We start from the raw sequence: 23696 nt of genomic DNA on the forward strand, positions 1-23696 counted from the left end.
GCCTCGATTTCTCTTAAGTTAACTCTTCTCTGACTCTTCTGCTTGAGCGGTTTTTAGCGCTTCTACAAGCTTCGTTAAAGCATATTCCAACTCAAAGCCAGGATCGCTTGCGACCCAGCCTTCGGGCGTTAAATGCCGCGTTTCAAAGTGCAAATGGGGACCAGTGGAATTTCCCGTACTTCCTACAAGTCCGATGACGGTTCCTTGTTTGACGCGATCGCCTGGTTGCACAAAGATCTCGGATAAGTGACCATAGAGCGTTTGCTGTGGCGGAGTATTTTCTAGCGGTGTTTTGTCAGAGCTCTTGGCGAGTTTTTCGTGTTCGAGGACAACAGTTAACCCGTAGCCGCCCAGAAAGTCAGCGATCGCAACCTTTCCTGTATACGCAGCCAATACAGGCGTTCCTGTAGGTGCACCTAAATCAATTCCCGCGTGAAATCGGCGATCGCCTGTAATTGGATGAATGCGCCAGCCGAATAAAGAGGTAATTGGTGCAGGGATGGTTAAGGGAAAGAGTAAGCCTGTATTGCGAATCCTCACTCCTTGCTGCTGCATCCGGTTGTAGTAAGCTTGCGTGCTAGGCGAGACGCTTTGATTGACAAGTGCGATCGCTTGTTGAATGTATGCTGGCGGTTCTTTGGCACCACTTGTTTTTATATAACTAGCGCTACTACCACGCACTGGCGATACACTTGCGATTTGATTGCTTGTCGGTATTCGTGTCAACGCGCTACGCGATCGCGGGTTACGAATAGCAACATTCGTACGTTGGGGTACCGTCGGACAAGCACTTGCAGCACCTTGCCCGTTGCGAACAACGGCGCGACATCCTGTAGAACGTTCTGATAGGACAACCGCACTAGGCGGCTCATAAGTTTTAGTCGCACCAATACTATAGTTTGTCGGATCGATATGCGTTCTGCTGAAGTCTGGTGTCGGGTTAGTTGCTTGCGGTTTTTGCGCTGTAGGTGTATTTGGCAGAACTGTCTGCGGGCGTTTTTGAGGAGTAGCGACTTGTTGTGATGCTTCTGGTTTAACTGGAACTGCTGGAGTCGCAAGTTTTTGGCGTAATCTTTCCACTCTGGCTTGATGCGCATCATTTGAATTGGTTGGGGAAGGAGTTGTGTCTTCCTTAATAGGTACAACGATGCTATCGATACTTGCTTGTGCCAATGCTGGTTGGTGACTGAGGAGGCTAACTACACCAAGACACGTCAAGCTTGGTAATAGCAGCGAACGCCGCCCAAAATAGGATGAAGGCGCGCTGGCGTTTTCGTTTCCCTGTTTCATTCATTCCTCTCAGTTGCTGTTGATTCGCCTTGGTGGAAGATTATACTGGTTTGTCTCGCGTCAGGAAAGAGGGTCAGGCGCAAGTAGTACTCCTACTACAGTGTCTGTAGCTGTTAGAATGGCTTGAACTGTTTGGTGTTGGGTAATCGGTAATGGGTATGTAGTCGAGTCTGCGACCAATTACCAGTTACCCCTTACCAGCCTTTAAATTACGTTTATTTCTACCTATCTACCTAATTATCAATGCATACTTGGCACTGGCAAACTTGGCAAGGCTTACCGTATCTTACTTGTAGTCTTTTAGAACCTTGGTTGCATGGTTTTTTTACTCAGCAGTTTTGGTCGCGTTCTCCCGCAGAACTTGTTAAGGTACTGCATCCAACTGTAGAAGCTTATCGAGTCAAACAGGTACATGGCAATATTGTTTTGACGCCTTCTCAAATTAAAGCAGCAATTAACGCCGAAAATGATTCGTTACCACCAGCTGATGGTGTCGTCACAGAACAAGCTTTGCAATCAGCGTGGGTTGCTAGTGCCGATTGTACTCCAGTATTGATTGCGGATTCTCAAACTGGGCAAGTCGCGGCAGTGCATGCAGGGTGGCGTGGAACCGCAGCGAAAATTGTGCCAGTGGCGATCGCGCGTTTGCAAGCACAAGGTAGTCGATTAGCCGATTTGCGCATTGCCTTAGGACCTGCAATTTCAGGTGCAGTTTACCAAGTTTCGACTCAAGTCGCGGCTCAAGTCGGAGCTACGATATATACTGCTAGTGCTGATGAGTTAATTATCAATGCCCTACAGCGCTTGCCCAAAGCACCAATTCTTCCCGACCCTGAACCAGAACGCGTGCGCCTCGATGTGCGGCGCGTGATTGCCCTTCAGTTAGAACATTTAGGAATTCACCCCGAACAAGTAGCGATCGCACCTCATTGTACTTATCAACAGCCTGAGTGTTTCTTTTCTTACCGTCGCGACCAGCAAAAAAAAGTTCAATGGTCGGGAATTATCAGTAAATAGTATTTCATTTTCCTGAGCTTTTCCTGTATAATTTACTGAAAATCAATCAGTATTTATCAGTAATAACCGAAGCTGTGGATTTCTAAAAAGCATATGCAATCTACACTTAACGGATACTTTGCATTTTCTTAGCTAATTTTCACAATATTTTTATAATAAATTGCCTGTAATTTGGTTATGCTATAAGCATATTCAGGGATAACTAAATTAAACTTTATATACCGAACTACACGCCTTTAGGGAATTACCTCTAGAGGCGTTTATAATGTGAAGAAGGTAGCTGGTATAAATGAATTTTTAAATTAAAAATTCCAAAAGCTATACAGAAGTTAAATCAATTATTTTGGCAAAACATTCATGCAAGTTAAATGCGTAATAGTCAATATGACTGTTTTTATTTGAAACTGATTTCTTTTTGCAGCGCTTTCTGATTGTTAGGCTAGCACAAAACTCAGAGCGCTTGGCGCTTTAGACAGTAACCCTTCATCCTGTGTGAGACGAGTGTTTGTAGGCGGTTTAGAAAGCTGAAAGCATTACAAATCAAAGCTGGTAGCTAGTTAAACAATGTTTTGCAAGCACTAAATCCAAGTGGCGATTACCATGACTGTAGTTATGCAAGAGGTAATGAATCCTACTGTTTTGACTTCATTAATCTCTTTTTCAAAGATCGTCGTTTTTCCTTTGCTAACTCATCTGCTTGACTATTTCAGAATAATTAACATTGCTGTAGAAGTTAGCTGTAGAAAGCACCGAAAGTTGTATGAAAAGTTTATCAAGAGTTAACTTATGTTTAACTGTTTATTGCTAAGAATGTGAAAAATATTGGTTAACAAAGCTTAAATGTATATATTGTTGACTGTTTGAATTTAGCTCAAATGAAAAGCTCTTTAGCTCTTGGGTAAAAATACAACTTCTACTGATATCTGATCCCTAATAGGACAATGGTAGTTCAAGATGAATTTCAACTTGAGTTAGGAATGACTAATTGGTTTTAGGCGCTAGTTGCTAGCGCTGAATTTCTCTGATTTTGCTAATAGCTAATTGGTGGTTATTAGGATCTTCTTGAGTGCGAAACAATTCCGCCGCTTATTGTAAATCATTAATCGCGCCTGGTTTATCTCCGCTGTTGTAGCGAGTCAAGCCGCGATGATAGTAAGTTATTGCTAAATTGTAAACTGCACCTTGTCGATTACCTCGCAGTCGCGATCGCACCGCAGATGGCATTTGGTTGATAACTTGAATAGCTTGAGTATATTCTGAAATGGCTCCTACCATATCTCCACTATGTTCGCGGTTCAAGCCACGTTGGTGATAAAGCTGCGCCAGGTTGAGGTAGGGATCTTCAAGTAGAGGGTTAATCTTTATCGCTTGGGTGTAATCGGCGATCGCGCCTTACGGATCTCCTAATGCTAAGCGGGCTAAACCGCGATCGTTGTAAGCATCAACGTGATTTGGATCGAGCTTAATTGCGTGCGTATAATATTCAATCGCGCCTTGTTTATCGCCTTCGAGTTGATCTTTAAAAACTCCTTGATGGTAATATTCTTCAGCACTCATTGCTGCGAGTGGCGATTGCGCATAGGTAGTCGGGATTTCACCTAATGCAGTAGTAACTCCGAAAAGTAGGCACGTTGCGAGTATTATTTGATGAAGACGGAGCATAGTACAGTTAATTTGTGGTTTTGCAAAGGTGGCGATCGCTCGCATTAACATGAGAATTAGTCGTTAAATAATCACTTAACTAATTGCAGCCTTGCGCTACTAAATGATTCAAATCGAGACTCCACTGATACACAGCGCTATTATTACCAACTGCAATGAGATTTTTACTGTTAGTAGTAAATATTACACATAAACTCTGTGTTTTTACTGAAAAAGAGCCTAAAAGTTGACCGCGAATATTCCACAGTTTGATTGTGGAGTCATCGCTTGCTGAAGCAATAAGCTTTCCATCAGGGCTAAAACTGACATCATTGATCCAGCCACTGTGCCCTTGTAATGTAGCGATTAATTTACCATCGAGACGCCACAGCTTGACCGTACGATCGACACTTGCTGAGGCGAGAAGTTGACCATCAGCACTGAAACTAACATCGCTAACTGCATCGTTATATCCTTGCAGCAGCGTGTTAAGTAATTTACCATCAACACACCACAATTTCACCGTAGCATCTTTGCTAGCAGAGGCAACGATTTTGCTATTCGGGCTAAACGCAACACGATTGACAGCAGCTTGATGTCCTTGTAGCGATCGCACTCCTCGCCGCGAGTAAGCTGCAACGACAATTTCAGCCTGTTAACTTTTTTTGATGTTTAGTCAATTAAATAAGTATTAAATTTTACAATGACCTGGATTTTATATAGTTGTTTAAAATTATAGAGGAGCTATCTACTGCTTGAGCAATTATGTAATATTACGATATAACAGGGCTTGCGATCGCACAGCCGCATTTGCCAAAAATAGCGAAACTCGTTCAACCACCGTTATAGTAAGCTGTTGCTCGATGCGTGGAAATTGTCCAGATTCTAGTAAACTTATAATCTTTTACAGATAACAGATAATGCGTTGCAATCGCTAGGTGGGCAGTGTAAACCGCTACTACAGGCATTGTTAACATAATGCGATCGCTCGCACCATATTATAATTATTTCCTACTTTCATTTGCTTGCTCAGCGTGTAAAAAATAACCTGTCACAACCTCACTTAATCTCAGCATCCTTCATAAATCTTATGTACAAAATAGCGAGAGCAAGGGGGAAAAATACTGAAATAATTATGTTTGAGCGATCATTAACCTACTCAGCTCTCGTTGACTCGCGATGCGTGTTGCGTTCAAGATATTCTCTACTCGCTGCACCACCATCAATCTGAACTTGAATGGCAGGTTCATATCCTTCTGCGGCGCTACGAGCTTGCGCGACACTCGATAGCAAGACACCATAAATAACTTTAGAAAAGATATCTGCCATTGTATAAAGAAACTGTCGCGTTACGGCTGCCCACGCTCCCCAAGCGGGAAACGTTTTCCAAGCCCAAGGAACTAAGTATGCTAACGGATAAAGCGTCCAAGAAATTAAAATCAACCACCAAATAGTTCCCATAGTTTTATAGGCTTGGTGTGGTAAATTTTCGCGCGATTTGAAAATTAAATTCCCTACCATATAAAGAATATAAACATAGAAAACTGTACTGACTGCTCCCCAAAAAAGAAACCAACCTGTGTTTGTAATTTCGAAGTATTGCCCAATATATCCGGTATAAATCATTAATAAGCCAGCCGTAATGAAGCGAAACCGTAACTTTCGGAAACGACCTGGCGTTACATCGATAACGAACAACATTTGAGTTAGCAAACACGGTACATCGATCGACCAATTGAGATAACGAAAGCCATTCGAGAAGGTGCTTTCTGTAAATCTCCCTTCAGTACCGACACCCAATCCCCATACTGTACCATCAAAAGCAAACGATGATAGCCATTCAAGTAGTTGCAAGCCCAAGATCAAAAAAGCAGATACCATCACAACCGCTGACAGCGTTGACGATGGTTGAAAGCGCGGTGAGGAGCGTTCGTTTGTGGTAATAAAATAAACAAATCCTACCGCCATTGCACTTACACCAAGTGTTAGTAAATGTGATATTAATTGGTGCTGTACTGGCGAATATGTTAGTAGATTTTCCATAATTGTACCTTCTGGTACAACTACGGTTTGTGCTATGTAGTTGTGCGAGCTTAGCAAAGTTGTTGGTATATTCCAACTAAACACTTATTTTCCTCCTTACTTGATATTTTCTGGTGAAAAAGTAAGTTCAAACTAAATTGATGTTACTTTTTTATTTGAAATCTTATTATATTAACTTGCGGTTTTGATTTATTATGATGTATGATTTATAGGCTAATTTGTTAGTTGCTTACTATTCATTTGCAAACTATCAATACCGGGAAAAAACACGCTAAAATCGACTATATTAGCTTTTCTTGACTAAATTTTAGCTATTGAACATAGCTTGATATCTATCTTTAGATAGATTATAATTTGAATACTACTTTTAGAGCAACTCAAAATCTCGATAAATGCTGGTTTATTTGGAGCATAAAGTACTTGATTTATCTAGGAAGATAAAACTTGATGTAGCAATTCTTGATGCATTAAAGAGCGATCTACTAAAGATTGCCGTTGCTCCGGAGTAAGAGAATTGCCATTTGCATAATGTTCGAGCAATGTATTATAAATTACATGGCAATCGTCTGGAATTTCAGTTAAATTCCATCCTGGCAAATCAATTTCTGCCATCAATTTACTTACTTTAGGATCGTAACTCAAGGCAAAACAACGACATCCCTCAGCAGCCGCCATAATTAAACTGTGGAGGCGCATACCAATTGCCATTTCAACACCGCAAAAAAGTCCTTTTAAAGCTTGGGGATCTTCAAGGCAAAAAACTTTACGAACGCCAGGAAGTTGTGCAGCAATGGCTTCGGCGATCGCCAAATCTTGACTTTGCTGAAATGGCACAAGCAGAATACAAGTTTGCGTTGCTTTTTGAAAATCAATCAGCGCCCGCGTGAAACGATCGAGGCGAGTCGCAGTTAACTGGGGATGCGATCGCAACGTTACCGCGACTCTCGGCGCGGGTAAATCCCATAACCCTTGTACAGGCGAAGATTCTAAAGCCCACACTGGATCGGGCGCGAGAGTACATGGAATTCCCCATTCTGATAATAAAGCCGCACTACCCTGGTCGCGGACACTCACTGCGGTACAATTACCAAAAGTCTGCCGCGCTAGCTTAATCGTAGTATCGCGCTTTAGTGGACCAATACCCTGCGCCCAAGCGATCGTTTTTAACCCGAGTTGTTGCGCTAGAGTCATCAATCCACCGTAGTACAATGGGCTAATCGCACTCGTGACATCTTGTATCAAACTTCCGCCACCCCAAATAAACGCATCCGATTTGCGCAAAGTTTGCACGACACTGAACAAATTCATGCGATCGCGCGCTTCCACATGATAGCGATCGCGCGTCTGTTGTGGATTGCCCGAAAGCACAATCGGTGTCACCCGATCTGGTAGCATTTGCAACAAGGTTGCAAGCAAAGCCTCATCGCCACCGTTGCCTTTACCATAATAGCCACACAAAACTACTCGCATCTTCCGCACTTATTACCTCAGATAACCTAACAAAAACTCTATCTGAGATTGTCAGCCATTAACTAAATCTGAGCAGTACCATAAAAAAGCGTCTGTTTAGATTCTTTTGAGTTTATATTGCTCGGTACCAATCTCTAGCCATTAGCAACTAACCACTAATCACTGCTTATGCACGCCCTCTCAATTCCAACTTGGATTATTCACGTCTCTAGTGTGATTGAATGGATTGCCGCGATTTGGTTAATCTGGATCTATGGTGAAGTGACTCGTAATCGTAGCTGGTGGGCATTATCGCTAGCGATGTTACCTGCACTTGTAAGTGCAATGTGTGCTTGTACGTGGCATTTTTTCGACAATGCAAAATCGTTAGAGTGGTTAGTGACACTTCAAGCGACAATGACTGTTGTGGGTAACTTCACGCTGTTAATTGCTGCATGGTTAATTTGGCGTTCTACAACCGAACGGAAAAGCCCTGAAGTGACTTCTAGTGTCAGCCAAAAGGCAAAACTATGATTCAAGATGTCTCGTTTATTCTGCATCCTTCCAAAGAAACCTTATTTGCTTTATCATTGTTTCCTTACTTGGGTTTTTTATGGTTTCTCACGCGTACTCCGCAAATGCCACGCTTAGCCTTAATTGGCTTTTACTGTACTCTGGTATTTGTTGGCGTAACAATTCCAGCAGGAATCTACGCTCAAGTTCACTATGGTGAATCATTAGCAAACGTTGATTGGTTACACGGAAGTGCAGAGTTTTTCTTAACACTTTCTAATATTTTGGTCGTGCTAGGCTTCCGACAAGCCATCAAAGAAAGAGAAGCTAAAAGTTAATATCAGCGCATTACCAGTTACCAATTACCAATTACCCTTATGGAAGTTATACCAGCGATAGATTTACTTGCAGGCAAATGCGTGCGGTTATATCAAGGAGACTACGCGCGATCGCAAGTCTTTAACGATAACCCCGCAGATATGGCGCAGCAATGGGTGGAACAAGGTGCAACGCGCCTCCATGTTGTCGATCTTGATGGTGCAAAGCAAGGTAAAATTGTCAATCTAGCTGCGATTGAAGCAATTATTACAGCGGTAGCAGTACCCATTCAAGTTGGTGGAGGATTACGCGATCGTACCAGCGTTGCACAGCTATTAGATTTAGGCGTACAGCGTGTTATCTTAGGAACCGTTGCTGTTGAACAACCACAATTAGTCGCCGATTTGTGTCAAGAGTTTCCTGGGCAAATTGTTGTTGGCATTGATGCGCGTAATGGCAAAGTTGCAACGCGCGGTTGGCTAGAAACATCAGAAGTGTCAGCAACGCAACTTGCAACGCAGATGCAAGAATTGGGTGCTGCTGCAATAATTTATACTGATATTCACCGCGATGGTACGCTATCTGGACCTAATTTAGAAGCGCTCAGAGAACTCGCAACACAAATTTCAATCCCGGTTATTGCTTCTGGCGGTATCAGTTCTATTACAGACTTATTGAGCTTGCTTGCTCTTGAACCCTCAGGAGTCGTCGGTGCGATTGTTGGTCGTGCGTTATACACTGGAGATATTTCACTCAAAAGTGCGATTCAAGCTGTTGGACAAGGTAGGTTACAGGATATTCCACCTGATTTGGGATTTTCAGCGTTTGCTTAATTTTATTTATGAGTGGTAATTGGTGATTGGTAAGTAGTAATGGGTAATGAAATTTAACTAAAAATTATTTTATCACCCAGTAAGTCTGGTTTAAATCGAATAAACACTATTAAATGCCACACTTTTTAAGGTTGGGTAGTAGAAAATCAAGAATTGATAGTATGTATCTGTGTAGCAGTTACCTATTACCAATTACCCATTACCAACCTTTAAATCGTCACCCTGGAGCACATGACATCTATATTAGTAATCGAAATATCTCATTCGAGTTTAACTAAAGACTTAGAACAGAAGCAGCCCATATATGCAGCAGCAGGAATTCAAGAGAATTGGATATTAGACTCAAAGGAAATCAGGATCAATCGCGACAAGATATTAAATATAGCGATCGCGCCTTTCAATCCAAGCTAAAGTTCATTCTTGGGAAACACGACAAATTCCACGCTTAGTCACTAGATCGCAGTTTGTCAATTGACTAAATTCATTCGCGTAAACCTCTAAGTTTCTCGTACTAACGGTTTTATAATAAGAGCTACTCTGCTTATAGATTGCAACGATGTCTTAGTTTAACTGCGTATAAATACGTACTTAGTATACTGCCATGTAATTTAAGCCATGATTACGTAGCATAGGATAATGTTTGTATCTTCAAAAATACTCTTGTTATGACTGATATACATAAAAATAAAGTACAGCAATGGTTATCACTTGGACTACCATTTCCTTTAGTTATCTTAAATGGTTGGTTACTGCTAAAAGCTTTTGAGTATTTTCAACCATTAGTGAGCATATTTATTTTAGCTGCTATATTAGCTTTTATTTTAAACTATCCTGTTGATTTTTTGCAACAACGTCAAGTAGAACGTAAATATGCTGTTGGAATTGTCTTTATCACAGCTTTATTCGTTTTAGTTGGTTTAGGTATTACTTTAATTCCGATCTTTTTAGAAGAATTAAATGAAAGTGCTAAACTACTACCACAATGGATTGATTCAGGTAGTGAAAAACTTCATACAGTTGATGAATGGGCAGCATCGCGAAATTTACCTATTAATTTTACTAAACTGGCAAGTCAAATTACCGCCCGTCTTCCTGACGAACTAGAGTCGCTTGCAAAACAATTTTTAGGATTAGCAATAGAGGCAATTGATAGCGTTTCGGAAGTAGTTGTAACAGTAGTAATTAGCTTCTATTTTCTTTTAGATGGCGAACGAATTTGGCGAGGGATTATTAAAAGATTTCCACCACGTTTTGGTATTGCCTTACAACAATCTTTAAAACAGAATTTTCAAAACTACTTCATTGGGCAAATCGCTTTAGCAATCATTGTTGGCATTGCTATGACATTAGTATTTTTCTTTTTAGATGTTCCTTTCGGGTCAATTTTTGGTTTAGGTGTAGGAATTCTGACTCTCATTCCTTTTGGCGATGTTTTGAGTTTTAGTTTAGTGAGTTTGTTAGTTGCTTCGCACGATTTTTGGCTTGGCGTGAAAACCTTAGCTGTCGCGCTTGTCGTCGATCAAATTATCGATCAAATTGTTGCACCTCGGTTACTTGGAAGTTTCACTGGACTTAGCCCTGTGGGAATTATTGCAGCATTAGCTATCGGCACAAAACTGGCAGGGCTATTAGGATTACTTGTTGCTGTACCTTTAGCAAGTTGTTTAAAAGACGTATTAGACAATATGCAAGATGAACCAGAAGCAGCTAATTCCGCAGTAACCGCAGACCGCTTAGTGTCACAATAACAGTTGAACCTTCATGCCCAATCACGCCCAAAGGTAGCGTAATATTACCCGCAAAATTAGCAATTAATAGTAATACAATAAACCCCAAAGCAAACACAATATTTTGCTTAACAATTGCCTGCGATCGCCTTCCCAATCGAATCGCCGCAACTAACTTATCCAAACGATCCGCCATTAATACAATATCCGCTGTTTCCAACGCCACATCACTTCCAGCAGCCCCCATCGCAATTCCTACCGATGCTTGGGCAAGTGCGGGTGCATCATTAATACCATCACCCACCATTGCCACAGTTTGATATTGTTTCTGTAAATCGCGAATCACATTCACTTTATCTTCCGGTAAAAGCCCCGCATAAACTCGATCAATACCAATATCTTGGGCAATATTACGTGCTGTGCGTTCATTATCTCCCGTCAACATCACAACCTGCTCAACACCCAAATGCTTCAAGTGCGCCACAATTTGAAAAGCTTGCGATCGCACCGTATCCGCTACCGCGATAATTCCCAACACTTGATTTTCTCTCGCTACCCACACCACAGTTTTGCCTTGGGCTTCAAGTTGCTGACTGAATTCCCTCAACCTTTGGGAAAGAAGACTTTTCTCACACACGAACGACGCTTTTCCTACTAAAACTTTCTGATTATTAACCTCTCCACTAATTCCCAATCCAGGATGCGAACGCACATTTTCTACTCTTTGTTGTGTATGCTGTGGTTCCTTCCCCGCCTTAACAATCGCTTCCCCAATTGGATGTTCCGAATAAGCCTCCAACGCCGCCGCTAAGTGCAATACTTCCTCTTCTGTTACTCCCTTTGCGGGAATCACCGCTATAACCTGCAACTTCCCCGTCGTCAAAGTTCCTGTTTTATCAAACGCGATCGCCTTTACTTTTCCCATCATTTCCAACTGCGCGCCACTCTTAAACAAAATCCCCTGACGCGCCCCATTGGCGATTCCCGATAGTAAAGTAGGCATAATCGCCGCCATCAACGCACACGGTGACGCTACAACTAAAAAAATCAAAGCGCGATAAATCGTCGTTTCCCAATTCCAACTCCAAATCAACGGTGGTACAATCGCCAGCAAAATCCCACATAAAACAATCACCCTTGCATATCCGCGTTCAAAACGTTCGATAAATAACTGCGATGGCGGGGCTTCGGTTTGGGCTTGTTTGACAAGTTGAATGACGCGCTGAATTAAACTACTTTCTGGTGGCTGATGAACTCGTAATTGCAATGCACCGTAACCATTCAGCGTACCTGCAAAAACTTCATCTCCAACTGTCTTTTCTACGGGTAGCGATTCACCTGTAATTGCAGCTTCGTTAAGCGTCGTGTAACCTTCAATAATGATGCCATCTGTAGGAATCAATTCTCCAGGTTTTACCAGAATGCGATCGCCTACTTGTAATTTTGCCACCGGAATCATTTGTTCTTGTCCGTGCAACAATACTCTTGCAGTATCGGCACTTAAACTCATCAAACTCCGAATATCGCGTTCGGTACGCTGCATTGCATAACCTTCTAACGCACCGCTGATCGCAAAAATCAAGATTAATACCGCCCCATCAACAATCAAGTAATACTCCCGTCGCCACAAACCCAATCCTGCTGCGCCTAACGCGGCGACAATCATCAGTAAGTCAACATCGAGTTCTCTTTCTTGCCATAAAGTTGTCAATCCTTCACGCGCGCTTTCGTAACCACCAATGACATAGGCTGCACACAGAAGTAACAATCCTAAACCCAACCAACCCCAGTACAACGACAACCAACCGCAAAATAAAAGAACGCCACAAGCAACAGCAGCGAGTGCATCGGGATGTTCTCTCAATGTTTTGAGGTGAGGAATTGCAAGCGAATGAACCATCACAGTAGTCATCGAATCAGGTGACTACCCTACGCTAAACCTTAACATTAATGTCAATGTCAAGCTTTGCATTCCATAATCGTGATGTTGCTCGTGTAAAAATATATAAAAAGCGGTATGACGAAATCTAGAAAAAGAGTCTTGACAATGGATTTAGCGAAGTGTCAACGCTTGAAAGCAGCAGGCTGGATTGGTACAGCAGAGGAATTGTTAGAACTTTCTTCAATTCCCAGCATAACCAATGAACGAATGCAAGCCTACATTCGTAATGCTCAACAGCAACAACAGCTATTGGCTGAGCAAATGGTACAACGTTATCAGCGTGGCTGGGAAGTGGCGCGGGAAGCGGCGGAGATTCTCAAGCGGGAGTTTGGGGCTGAGCGCGTAGTTGTGTTTGGATCATTGTTAGATCAGCAACGCATGCATCTTCAATCTGATGTTGATTTAGCTGTTTGGGGATTAGACTCTAAATATTACTTTCAGGCTGTTGCAAGGTTACAGGAAATTGATTCTACTTTTGCTGTAGATTTGGTAGAAACTGATAATTCCTATTCGTATATCAAAAGCGCGATCGCACAAGGAATCGAGTTATGAGCAAGTACAGCTTATTGATTGCTCGACTCAATCAAGAGCTTGCTAATATTGACCGTACAGTTCAAAAAGTTGCACAGCAAATTCAAAAAGCTCAAATAACTCAAGATAGCGATTTTTATGATGCTGCAACCTTGAACTTACAAAAGTTTTATATGGGAGCAGAACGCCTATTTATAGATATTGCTAGAGAGATTGATGCATACTTACCCAGTGGTTCAGACTGGCATAAACAACTTCTCCAACAAATGGTACTAGAAAATGGAGATGTACGTCCTTCGGTTTTATCAAGTGAAACTTATCGAATGTTAGATACAGATTATAGAGGTTTTCGGCACGTTGCCTCTCACTTATATGCATTTGAACTCAAGCCAGAAAGAATTCAAGACTTAGCAAAACAGTTGCCCGATTGTTATCAAAATTTACGAAAGGATATTCAAATCTTTTGTCAATATCTTCAAGTTTTAGCTCAAGTGTAATTAGCATCTTTTTGCAAAAATGGCAAATGAGTATTTAACAATCAAAGAACTTACCGAAACTGTGGGTGGTAATATGACGCCACGCATGGTACGGCATTATCATCAACTGGGTTTGTTACCACAACCGATGCGATCGCACAGCAACTACCGTCTATATACACAACAAGACGTTCAACAATTGCGGCGCATAGTTGCACTAAAACAACAAGGCTTTCAACTATCGCACATTCGCCAGTTACTCGAAACTGATTCTGCATCAGAAGTTAATACGCTGACAACGCAACTACAACAACAATATCAGTCAGTGATGCAACAATTAGCACGGTTGCGCCAAACCGCCGCCGCCTTAGAAGGTTTATTAGGGCGCGATCGCGCGTGTCAAAATTTGCAAGCCGAAGCAATTGCCCAACTGCGACTTTTAGAAGTCGAAACGCAAGATGGATTAGGACAATTAGAACAGTTGTGGGATAGTTGGGATGCTGCAACGCACGATCATCCTGAAGCCTTTACTGAATCGTTACAGCGATTGTTACCCGATTTGTCGAATCGTTCTGAAATTGAAGCCGACTTACTTTCCAAGCTGGTGTTAGCGTGCGGTGATGTGAGTTTAGTCAACTTTGTGCGGTTGGGAAATCAAGCGATCGCGGCTGCCAGAAATGCTCTATCATCAAATTGCCAAGTTGTCGGCGATGTTCCTGCTGTCGTTGCTGCTTTCGATCGTACCCGTCTAAAACATCTCGGCTGTCAAGTAACAACACTTATTGACGATCCTCACATTACCAGTGCGGCTGACGCTGAACAAATTTTCTGGAATCAACATCAATGCAAATTACAACAACTTGAAGATCGATGTATTTTAGTTGTAGGATACGCACCATCGGTACTCATGGCAGCGTGTGATGCGGTAGAAAATGGCATACAACCCGCGTTGATTATCGGAATGCCCATAGGTTTTAGTCATGCGCCCGCAGCTAAACGTAGATTAATGCGATCGCGTATTCCCTTTATTACGACTGAAGGAACGCTAGGTGGTGGATTACTTGCAGCAGTCGCACTCAATGCTTTGGCAGAATCGTTAATAGAAAAGCCCGACTGTCATTGTTATCTAGATGAGTGCAAATAGAATTGACTAATGCTCGCATAAAGACAGAACCTGGCGATAAAACTTACGCTCAATTACCCAGCTTGGCTGAGGTGATGACATTACTTGCGTACGTGGGACAAACTCAATTGTATAGTCGAAGGGGCTGGGTTTACCTAACTGTGTCCAAGCTTCATATATTGTTTGCAGTTGTTTGTATAGTTCGCGATCGCCTTTGAGGAGTATGCAATTCTTTTGCGGGTAGATGAGAATTGTGTCACGTTGTGGGTCATAAAGACCATAACCTGGAGGAGTGAGACTCCAAAAGGCACGACAGTCTTTCATTGCCATAAAATAGTAGAAGCTAACTGGAAAAGCAGACCACATGAGAGGGCTACGGGTATGCTCAACTTCAATCCCCTCAAAAACGGGAAGTTCCTCAGCCTCTTCAAGCCCAAGTGAAGCTATCGCAGAAATATACCAAGGGTCATCTACAGACTCTTGATATTCAAAGAGCATAAAACCAGAAAAACCAACTATTTTTCCTTGAAGCGTACCCTCTTGGAGCCAAACTTTGACCAAGGGAGTCCAGCCTCCATGAGTTAGTGGTAACAACATAAAGCCCGAAGGTGAAAGCTGATCTACCCAGTAAGGTGAGATATCTTTACATCCAACTGTTGCAACAATTCGCTCGTACGGTGCTTTTTCTTGAACACCATAAAAGCCATCACGCAACACCAAAATAATGTCTGGGTAGCCTGCATCAGCGAGTAACCTTTGAGTTTGAACAATGACATCCTCTTGAACATCTACAGAAACGACTAGAGTTTGGTCGCCAACCAGTTCTGCTATCAAAGCTGCGTTATAACCTGTACCCGCTCCAATTTCTAAAACCTTAAGCCCTGGAGTGAGTGCCAGCAACTCTAGCATATAGGCAATTAACATCGGTTCGGACGTTGAACTTGATGGTTTTCCATCACTTGTACGAGTGACAAGAGAATTGCCAGAATAAATTAGATCTAGGTGTTCTGGATTTGGGTTATATGGGTTATGTGCAATCGGTTGCAAGTCACCTGGAAGATAAAATGTTTCTAATAATCTATGGCGTTGAACTTTGCGAAAGGCATTTTCTACTTCAATTGAGTGTATAGCACGTTGCTCTTTGAGTTTGTTTACCATCTGATTTAGGTAATCTACATACATTTCAATTCCTCGAGGACGTATCCACTTACAATTTCTATTAAAAAGCCTTGCGACTAAAGTCGCGGCTACCTATAGGAGTGTTGAGGAGGTAACGTATGTTTTATAGTCTGCAAATGTGGATAAAGTTTATTTAGCTGCGAATTCATTTGCAAAGCGATCATTTACATCGCGCTATATCCACCATCAACCATTAAGATAGTACCTGTAACGTAAGAAGACGCTTGCGAAGCTAAAAAGATTACAGATCCTGCGAGTTCTTCAGGTTTTCCTCGACGCCCCATCGGTGTAAACGTTTTAATTTGTTCTTGCTTTTTAAGATCAGCGTGAACATCACCCGCGCCTTGCATGATATTTTCAAAGTAGCCTGGAGCGAAACCATTAACGCGAATTCCTTTATTTGCCCACTCAACTGCCATTGTTTTTACTAACTGATTTACACCTCCTTTAGCTGCTGCGTAAGCGACTAATCCATGAATTCCGACAACGCTGGCAATTGATGAATTCATAATGATTGAACCACCTGTGCCTTGTTGTAGCATTTGTTTGGCGGCTGCTTGAGCGCAGTTAAAATAACCTTTCAAGTCAACATTAATAATTGCATCCCATTCATTCTCTGTTAACTCTTCTGCTGGTTTAATAATGTCAATTCCAGCATTGCAGACCATAACATCGAGTTTGCCATAGTGCGTTACTGTCTGATTTACTAGTTGCAGACACGCTTCGCGTATCGTAACATCAACACCCAAAGCTAATGCATTGCCTATTGTTCGCGCTGTAGCTTCAGCTTCTGTATAGTCAATATCGGCAATAACTACACCCGCACCAGCATCAGCTAATCCTTGCGCGATCGCTTTACCCAATCCTCTTGCTGCACCTGTTACAATTGCTACTTTCTCTGTTAAATCGAATAGTTCTTGACTCATAGCTAACAACGTAATTTAGAGCATGTGTGAGAAGTTTACGCACCTAAGTACATCAGTATCAAACTAATGTTTGTAGTAGTTGTTTAATACAGAAGCGAAGAAATATAGGTTTTTATAACCCACCTATATAAATGAGGCGATCGCCCTATAATACTGATTTTCTTCATGTTAAATCTACAACCCAATTCTTCTTAAAAATACTTATTTTATTGCAGTAGTTAGATTAAGGATTGAAAACAAAATCGTCAATTATTTTATTAAGAAAACATTAAAAATTGAATGTACTGCTATTATCTTATCTACAGATGTAAGAGCTAGTAAGTAAAACAATAGTTTCTTCTATAAACTATGTCAAAATGTTAATTATTTTCCTCACAACTTCCTCACAATCTTCTCATAACCTGAAAACAGTACAATACTACATTGTTTAAATAAGACTTTCTATAACCTATAGAAATTAGTTATGCAATAAGGAAAAACCATATTATGCAATAGTTTTCAGATCTTTTAACAATAATCTAACCCTCTTCCTGTCAGAGTAGTTTTGCTGATAGTAATAAGCCTATTAATACAGGAACAAGAGATTTCTGTTATTTTTTCGTGCAAAAAGTTTAAATTTACTTTAAATAGGAGATTCAAAACTATGGATAAGAACTCTCCAGCTAATGATGTTACCAAATTAACCAATAATAACTATGATGATTATGGTCCATTAATATCGGGTAACAAAGTTACGTGGTATGCCTATTATCCTGAATGGGATTGGGATTCGGAAATTTTCTTCTATAATGGTCAAAAGATTATTCAAGTAACTAATAACAATTACTACGAGTATCCTTCGGATATTTCAGGCAGTAACGTAGTTTGGTCGGGTTATGATGGTAGTGATGATTATGATTATGAAATCTATCTCTACAACGGTACAAATACTGTCCAAATTACTAAAGATAAGAACTATGACTATAGCCCAAGGGTAGATGGTAACAAAGTTGTTTGGTATGCCTATAATCAGAATTTTACTGATAGTAACGTCTATCTTTACGATGGTACTAAAATTATCCAGCTAACTAACAGTAATACATCAGCTTATAGTCCAGAGATTTCAGGTAATAATGTAGTTTGGTATGCCTACGACGGCAATGATGATGAAATTTATCTCTACGATGGCACGCAGACTATTCAAATCACCAATAATGACAAATCAGACTATAGCCCGCGAATAGATGGCAACAAAATAGTTTGGTCAGGCTACGACGGCAATGATGATGAAATCTATCTCTACGATGGCACTCAAATCATTCAACTAACAGATAATGACACCTACGACTACAGCCCACAGATTTCTGGTAACAATGTAGTCTGGCTAGGGTCCGACGGCAATGATAATGAAATCTATCTCTACGATGGCACTCAAACCATCCAAATTACTGACAATAATTTTTATGAAAGTGACCCACAGATAGATGGCAATAGAATAGTTTGGTCAAGCTACGAAGGTAATGATAGCGAAATTTATCTCTATGATGGCGATATTACCCAAATAACTGATAATAATACCTACGATTACAGCCCCCAAATCTCCGGTAATAAGGTTGTTTGGAGCGGATACGATGGTTCAGACTACGAAATTTACCTTTATGAGATTCCGCCAGGTCTCAAACTCGATGGTACAGAGGGAGATGATATTCTAACGGGTGGTAGAGGTCCCGACACAATTTCTGGTTTTGGTGGTGATGATATTTTACAAGGGTTGGGTGGCAATGACCTGATTTTTGGTGGCAGTGGTAATGACCTCATTACTGGCGGAGATGGTAAAGATCGAGCCGAAGGTGGACTGGGTAACGATACGATCTCTGGCAATAGCGGTAATGATATCCTCCTGGGAAATGAAGGAAACGACAATATTCTCGGTGGTGAGGGAAATGACTCAGTTGAGGGTGGAGTCGGAAGCGATCGCATACTCGGACAAGCAGGCAATGATACGCTCGCTGGTCAAGGCGGCAATGATATTGTTGACGGTGGAGATGGCGTAGATTTACTTTTTGGTGGCGCCGGAAGCGATCGCCTTGTTGGTGGTAGAGGTAATGATAGTCTCAGCGGTGATGCGGGCGCAGATACGCTTGTAGGTGGATTTGATAACGATAGCCTTGATGGTGGAACCGGAAACGATCGCCTTGTTGGCGTTCACCTTCCTGTTGTTGCTGGTACTCCCTCTGGATACGGTACTGGTGAAATCGATACCCTATCTGGCAGTGCAGGAAACGATACCTTTGTGCTTGGTGATAACATTCGCGTGTACTACGACGATGGCGATCCACTAACCACAGGAGAATCTGACTACGCTTTGATTGCCGATTACAACGCTAGCGAAGATACTCTAGAACGTTATGGTGCAGATAATCTGTATAAACTAGACTACTTTACTACTCCAGAAGGACGAGTAGATGCAGCGATGATCTACGATCCAGGCGTGACAGCCAGGGGAGAGACGATCGCAATTTTACAAGGAAAGGCGCCTAATCCCACCGCAACTGCGACAACGCTTGCTGCACAACCCATCGTAGATGACGATACAAGTGAAAGTCCTATTCCTGAAAATACGAACCCATTAGTCCAACTAGAGGGATTGATAGAAGGAAGAGACTATGCACAAGGCGAGGTCATTATCAAGCTGAACCCTGGAGTCAGTAGCAGCGAAGCTAATACGCTACGCGAAAAACTAGGTGCAGAAGTTCTAGAAACAACTAAAACCCTAGGAATTCAACGCTGGTCGATTTCCGGAACAAGTGTCAGACAAGCGATCGAGAGTTTTGGTAACGATCCGCGCATAGAGTACATCCAACCTAACTTTATCGTTCGTACCACAGCAACAATTCCTAGCGACCCGCGCTTTAACGAACTTTGGGGACTCAACAATACAGGACAAACAGGTGGTAAGGTAGATGCCGATATTGATGCTCCTGAAGCTTGGGATACTCAAACAGGAAGTGATGTCGTTGTGGGAGTTATCGATACAGGCGTCGATTATACTCATCCAGACCTCAACGACAACATGTGGAAGAATCCAGGCGAAGTTGCTGGAGATGGCATTGACAATGATGGTAATGGATTCGTCGATGATGTCTACGGTTATGACTTCGTGTATGAAGACAGCGATCCGATGGATGTCTACGGTCATGGAACGCACGTCTCTGGAACCATTGCTGCTGAAGCGAACAACAATCAAGGTGTTGTCGGCGTAAACTGGAATGCCAAAATCATGGCGTTGAAGTTCCTAAGCGATGACGGTTGGGGCTATACTTTCGATGCGATTCAAGCAGTAGAATACGCCACCTTGATGAAGAAAAACCACGGAGTCAACATTAATCTCACTAACAATAGCTGGGGTGGTGGTGGCTACGACCGAGGATTGTATGATGCGATCGCCGCCGCAGGTCAAGCAGGACAATTATTTATCGCAGCTGCTGGTAATGGCTACGGTAACGACAATGACACAAATCCTTTTTATCCTGCGACTTACGACCTCGATAACGTCATCTCCGTCGCTGCAACTAACCATAACGATCAACTAGCCTATTTTTCTAATATTGGAGCAACAACAGTCGATCTCGGAGCACCAGGAGAAGATGTTCTCAGTACGGTTCCTGGAAATGGGTATGCTGTCTACAGCGGAACATCCATGGCGACACCTCACGTAGCAGGAGTTGCGAGTTTACTATGGTCAGAAGACCCTAGCCTCAGCACGCAAGAAGTCAAAGAACTACTGTTAAATGTCGATCCACTGGCTGCGTTAGATGGTAAAGTCGTTGCCAACGGTCGGCTTAATGCCTTTAGCCCTTAGCGAACTAGGACCGCCGAATGAAATTACTGGTACTGCAGGTGATGATGTCATTACAGGTACTAATCGACGCGATCGCATCTTCGGTCTTGCTGGTAATGATGTTATTCAAGCATTAGCAGGTAAAGACACAGTTTTTGGCGGTGCTGGTAACGATTTGATTCTTGCTGACGAAGGCGATGATAGCGTTGAAGGCGGCGCTGGTAACGATAGAATCTTCGGTGGCGATGGCGATGATATTTTATTAGGTCAAGGTGGTAGCGATAGCATCCTCAGTGGCGACGGTAATGACTCGATTAATGGTGGCGACGGTCTAGATCGCCTTTTAGGTGAAGCTGGCAACGATACAATTAATGGTGCAAATGGCAACGATACTCTTGATGGTGGAGAAGGTAACGATTACCTTAACGGCGGTGCTAATTTAGATCGTCTTTTTGGTGGACGAGGAGACGATACGCTCTTGGGTGCAGCTGGTGCGGATAGTCTTTTTGGTGGCTTGGGTAACGATTCGCTCAATGGCGGTGCGGGAAGCGATCGCGTAGTTGGTGTTGACACCTCTAGTGGTTTCGGTACAGGTGAAATTGATGTTCTTGCTGGATCAGGAGACGGCGATGTATTTGTTTTAGGAGATCAAAACCGCGTCTTCTACAGCGATAACAATCCTGTCACTACAGGAGAATCTGACTATGCTTTAATCGCCGACTTCAACGCTAGCCAAGATTCTATTCAATTACATGGCTTAGCTGAGCAGTATAGCCTAGACTTTTTCACAGTTGATAATACGATCAATGCTGCTTTAATTTACGATCCTGGTGATACGGAAAGAGGCGAACTTATTGGTATCTTATCTAACGTTTCCGCCGATCTAACTATTACTGCTCCTGCTTTTGCGTTTGTCTAAGGTTTCAGCAGTTACCTAAGGTAGCTACTATAGCTGATAGCAATACCAGTACCGTTAACTAATCTGCGCTCGGTTGCGGTGCTGGTATCAATCGAATTGAAAACTTACCATCTATCAAATTTAATCAAGCACAGAAGTGGCAACAAATATAAATAAAATGCGTAGGGAATAAATCCTACATCAGTCATTAAAATTGTTGCGGGTACAAGCCCTGCAATATTCCAAGGAATCAAAGGAGATAGAACAACAACTGTATTTTCTAAATCGATTGCTAGTTGATACTTATCTAGCTTTTTATGCTGATAGCTTTCTTGTACAATTTGTTGCGTTAGCAGAATCGCGATAGTTTGAGTACAACCAAAAGCTGCTGCCGCAGTTCCTACAAGAATTGTGCCAAAAAATAATCGACTTCTTGTGCGTGCCTTTCGGAGAAATCTTTCAATCACTTCTAGAGTTTTTGTTCCACCAATTATTCCTGCTAAAGCTGTAGAAATAATAACAACTATTGAAACTTTAAGCATAGAAACAATACCGCCTCCTTTGAGGATAGAAGCTAAAGCAGTTGTCTCATCTAATTCAAACCCAAATACAGCATAGTTAGTAATTTGAAATATCGAGTAGTTTTGCAGAGTTACTCCAATTACTAAACTTGCAACTATACTCAATAGTAAAGTCAGCTTAACTTCAACTTGTAAGAAGGAAAGTACTAAAATAACAACTGCTGGTAATAATACATAAGCACTAAGATCGAAAAAAAGTGGCATTTCGGTAGTTAAAGTGCTGTTAGCAACACCTACAGGATTACTAATTGATAACCCTAAATAAATAATGCTAGCCACAAGTAAAGGCAGCCAGCCAGTTATTACCATATTCTTGAGATTGACATATAATTTAGTGCTGGTAATTGTGGCAATTAGATTTGCGCTAGAAGACATGGGAGAAGCGCGATCGCCTACATACGCCCCAGCGATAATCGCACCTGCTACTAAGTGCGTATTAACGGGGCTTTCTCTTGCCATAATCATTAAAGCAACACCAATAGTACTCACAGTTCCAAAGGAAGTGCCAAGGAGTACAGAAACTATGCTAGTTAAAGTAAAGGCTGCTAAAATAAAATACCGAGGATGAAGAAATTGAACGCCATAATACACAAGTGCAGGGACTGTTCCGGCTGCCATCCAAACGGCTGTCACTGCACCAATAAGCAAGAGAATGTAAATAACAGAAAAAGATTTTTTGCTACTAGCTATCGCTAAAGACAATAAAGTTTTTAACGCAAATCCTCTACGCCAAAGGATGATGGTAAATATAATTAAAGAAATTATCAGGGGATAGGCAATAAAGTAACCTTGAGTGATGCTAAATATTATGCAAATAAAAGAAACTAAAATAGCAGCGATTAAATCCATTCTTTGTTGATATTTTTCTTAGCAGCATATCAACGGACGGATGAGTAAACAAAATCTTATATGAATAGCTTCTATGACTAAAACAGATAGCTACTGCGATCGCCTAGTTAAAGCAAGACGAGATATGATGCTGGTAAAATATTGAAAAGCCACCCTTGATGATAATCTTACAAGGATGGTTTGTTCTACTGTAACTTTTGAGCAAAAAATCTTGCCAGTTTGCACGAATAGTGCTAGGCGCTTCCGGTAAAGGTGACTTCCGGAAATTTTGCCTGTGCTTCAGCAACTGGGCGATTTCTGCCTTCCTCTTGCCAGTAGTTGATGACTTCGGTTGCTTTGTTGAGCAACTCGACGCGTTCTTGGTCGGTAATCCAGTTTTTTGATTCTAACTCGTTTTTTAACTCTTCCCAAGCATCGTTACGAGGCCAGAAAAAGTAACGAGTCAAAGGGCTTGTGCCTTTACCTACAACTTGATCGACCGCAAGCGCCACATTTTCGTCTAGCCAGAGAACTTTTAAAATAAACTTTGACAATCAAACC

General features: G+C 41.8%; 22 protein-coding genes and 1 pseudogene. 11 read left to right on the top strand and 12 right to left on the bottom strand.

The window, feature by feature from the left end; translation table 11 throughout:
* Window positions 1-18 precede the first annotated feature (18 nt).
* Entirely contained in the window at window positions 19-1290 is a 1272-nt protein-coding gene (locus tag B1A85_RS25825) for a M23 family metallopeptidase (protein WP_210404584.1), read from the bottom strand.
* Between the two features lie 243 nt (window positions 1291-1533).
* On the opposite strand from B1A85_RS25825, the gene pgeF reads away from it, so the two are divergent.
* Window positions 1534-2307: a peptidoglycan editing factor PgeF gene (gene pgeF, locus B1A85_RS18765; protein WP_104548265.1), complete on the top strand. Its 774-nt coding sequence runs from the start codon at window positions 1534-1536 to the stop codon at window positions 2305-2307.
* Between the two features lie 1086 nt (window positions 2308-3393).
* Here the strand turns inward: pgeF and B1A85_RS18770 are convergent.
* From B1A85_RS18770 to csaB, 6 genes and pseudogenes are all read right to left on the bottom strand, one after another.
* Window positions 3394-3582 (bottom strand): hypothetical protein, encoded by a 189-nt coding sequence (locus B1A85_RS18770; RefSeq protein WP_104548266.1) that lies wholly within the window; start codon window positions 3580-3582, stop codon window positions 3394-3396.
* 36 nt (window positions 3583-3618) lie between these two features.
* Window positions 3619-3693: pseudogene (locus B1A85_RS26295) on the bottom strand (hypothetical protein); the annotation flags it as partial.
* 6 nt (window positions 3694-3699) lie between these two features.
* Window positions 3700-3969: a tetratricopeptide repeat protein gene (locus B1A85_RS18775; RefSeq protein ID WP_168192434.1), complete on the bottom strand. Its 270-nt coding sequence runs from the start codon at window positions 3967-3969 to the stop codon at window positions 3700-3702.
* Window positions 3970-4048: 79 nt separating this feature from the next.
* A complete protein-coding gene (locus B1A85_RS18780; RefSeq protein WP_168192435.1) occupies window positions 4049-4564 on the bottom strand; it encodes a WD40 repeat domain-containing protein in 516 nt (171 codons plus the stop codon).
* A gap of 539 nt (window positions 4565-5103) precedes the next feature.
* Complete coding sequence (locus tag B1A85_RS18785; RefSeq protein ID WP_104548269.1) at window positions 5104-6075, bottom strand: bacteriorhodopsin; 972 nt, start codon at window positions 6073-6075, stop codon at window positions 5104-5106.
* A 345-nt stretch (window positions 6076-6420) separates the two neighbouring features.
* Window positions 6421-7461, bottom strand: a complete 1041-nt coding sequence (gene csaB / locus B1A85_RS18790; RefSeq protein WP_104548270.1) for a polysaccharide pyruvyl transferase CsaB — start codon at window positions 7459-7461, stop codon at window positions 6421-6423.
* Between the two features lie 168 nt (window positions 7462-7629).
* On the opposite strand from csaB, the gene B1A85_RS18795 reads away from it, so the two are divergent.
* The 5 genes from B1A85_RS18795 (at window position 7630) to B1A85_RS18815 (ending at window position 10852) form a co-directional block, all read left to right on the top strand.
* Complete coding sequence (locus B1A85_RS18795) at window positions 7630-7974, top strand: DUF2499 domain-containing protein (RefSeq protein WP_104548271.1); 345 nt, start codon at window positions 7630-7632, stop codon at window positions 7972-7974.
* Window positions 7971-8291: a DUF3593 domain-containing protein gene (locus tag B1A85_RS18800; protein WP_104548272.1), complete on the top strand. Its 321-nt coding sequence runs from the start codon at window positions 7971-7973 to the stop codon at window positions 8289-8291. Before B1A85_RS18795 ends, B1A85_RS18800 begins: the two co-directional genes overlap by 4 nt.
* Before the next feature lie 39 nt (window positions 8292-8330).
* Window positions 8331-9104: a 1-(5-phosphoribosyl)-5-[(5-phosphoribosylamino)methylideneamino]imidazole-4-carboxamide isomerase gene (hisA, locus tag B1A85_RS18805; protein ID WP_104548273.1), complete on the top strand. Its 774-nt coding sequence runs from the start codon at window positions 8331-8333 to the stop codon at window positions 9102-9104.
* Window positions 9105-9335: 231 nt separating this feature from the next.
* The gene (locus B1A85_RS18810) at window positions 9336-9515 is read left to right on the top strand and encodes a Uma2 family endonuclease (RefSeq protein WP_104548274.1); all 180 of its coding nucleotides are present in this window, start codon (window positions 9336-9338) and stop codon (window positions 9513-9515) included.
* 254 nt (window positions 9516-9769) lie between these two features.
* Window positions 9770-10852: an AI-2E family transporter gene (locus B1A85_RS18815; protein WP_104548275.1), complete on the top strand. Its 1083-nt coding sequence runs from the start codon at window positions 9770-9772 to the stop codon at window positions 10850-10852.
* Here the strand turns inward: B1A85_RS18815 and B1A85_RS18820 are convergent.
* A complete protein-coding gene (locus B1A85_RS18820; RefSeq protein WP_104548276.1) occupies window positions 10812-12731 on the bottom strand; it encodes a heavy metal translocating P-type ATPase in 1920 nt (639 codons plus the stop codon). The two genes, B1A85_RS18815 and B1A85_RS18820, sit on opposite strands and share 41 nt — an antisense overlap.
* 147 nt (window positions 12732-12878) lie before the next feature.
* On the opposite strand from B1A85_RS18820, the gene B1A85_RS18825 reads away from it, so the two are divergent.
* From B1A85_RS18825 to B1A85_RS18835, 3 genes are read left to right on the top strand one after another with little or no spacing between them, the layout of a single operon-like run.
* Window positions 12879-13325 (top strand): nucleotidyltransferase family protein, encoded by a 447-nt coding sequence (locus tag B1A85_RS18825; protein WP_210404587.1) that lies wholly within the window; start codon window positions 12879-12881, stop codon window positions 13323-13325.
* A complete protein-coding gene (locus tag B1A85_RS18830) occupies window positions 13322-13801 on the top strand; it encodes a hypothetical protein (protein WP_104548277.1) in 480 nt (159 codons plus the stop codon). Before B1A85_RS18825 ends, B1A85_RS18830 begins: the two co-directional genes overlap by 4 nt.
* A gap of 19 nt (window positions 13802-13820) precedes the next feature.
* Entirely contained in the window at window positions 13821-14924 is a 1104-nt protein-coding gene (locus B1A85_RS18835) for a precorrin-8X methylmutase (RefSeq protein WP_104548278.1), read from the top strand.
* A gap of 6 nt (window positions 14925-14930) precedes the next feature.
* On the opposite strand, the gene B1A85_RS18840 is transcribed toward B1A85_RS18835, so the two are convergent.
* Entirely contained in the window at window positions 14931-16085 is a 1155-nt protein-coding gene (locus B1A85_RS18840; protein ID WP_104548279.1) for a protein-L-isoaspartate(D-aspartate) O-methyltransferase, read from the bottom strand.
* Window positions 16086-16246: 161 nt separating this feature from the next.
* Complete coding sequence (locus tag B1A85_RS18845; protein WP_104548280.1) at window positions 16247-17008, bottom strand: SDR family NAD(P)-dependent oxidoreductase; 762 nt, start codon at window positions 17006-17008, stop codon at window positions 16247-16249.
* A 643-nt stretch (window positions 17009-17651) separates the two neighbouring features.
* Between B1A85_RS18845 and B1A85_RS24040 the strand changes: the two genes are divergently transcribed.
* Together B1A85_RS24040 and B1A85_RS18860 are read left to right on the top strand one after the other, a co-directional pair.
* Window positions 17652-20849, top strand: coding sequence for a S8 family serine peptidase (locus B1A85_RS24040; protein WP_168192436.1), 3198 nt, complete (start codon window positions 17652-17654; stop codon window positions 20847-20849).
* The gene (locus B1A85_RS18860) at window positions 20803-21747 is read left to right on the top strand and encodes a calcium-binding protein (protein ID WP_146087202.1); all 945 of its coding nucleotides are present in this window, start codon (window positions 20803-20805) and stop codon (window positions 21745-21747) included. The genes B1A85_RS24040 and B1A85_RS18860 overlap by 47 nt, the downstream gene beginning before the upstream one ends.
* 104 nt (window positions 21748-21851) lie before the next feature.
* Here B1A85_RS18860 and B1A85_RS18865 read toward each other — a convergent pair whose 3' ends face one another.
* Together B1A85_RS18865 and B1A85_RS18870 are read right to left on the bottom strand one after the other, a co-directional pair.
* Window positions 21852-22940, bottom strand: coding sequence for a Na+/H+ antiporter NhaC family protein (locus B1A85_RS18865; RefSeq protein WP_210404588.1), 1089 nt, complete (start codon window positions 22938-22940; stop codon window positions 21852-21854).
* Window positions 22941-23389: 449 nt separating this feature from the next.
* Window positions 23390-23689, bottom strand: coding sequence for a 30S ribosomal protein PSRP-3 (locus tag B1A85_RS18870; RefSeq protein WP_015190535.1), 300 nt, complete (start codon window positions 23687-23689; stop codon window positions 23390-23392).
* Window positions 23690-23696: the final 7 nt, after the last annotated feature.

It is taken from the genome of Chroococcidiopsis sp. TS-821 (genome assembly GCF_002939305.1).
In the GTDB taxonomy this organism is placed as follows: Bacteria; Cyanobacteriota; Cyanobacteriia; order Cyanobacteriales; family Chroococcidiopsidaceae; genus Chroogloeocystis.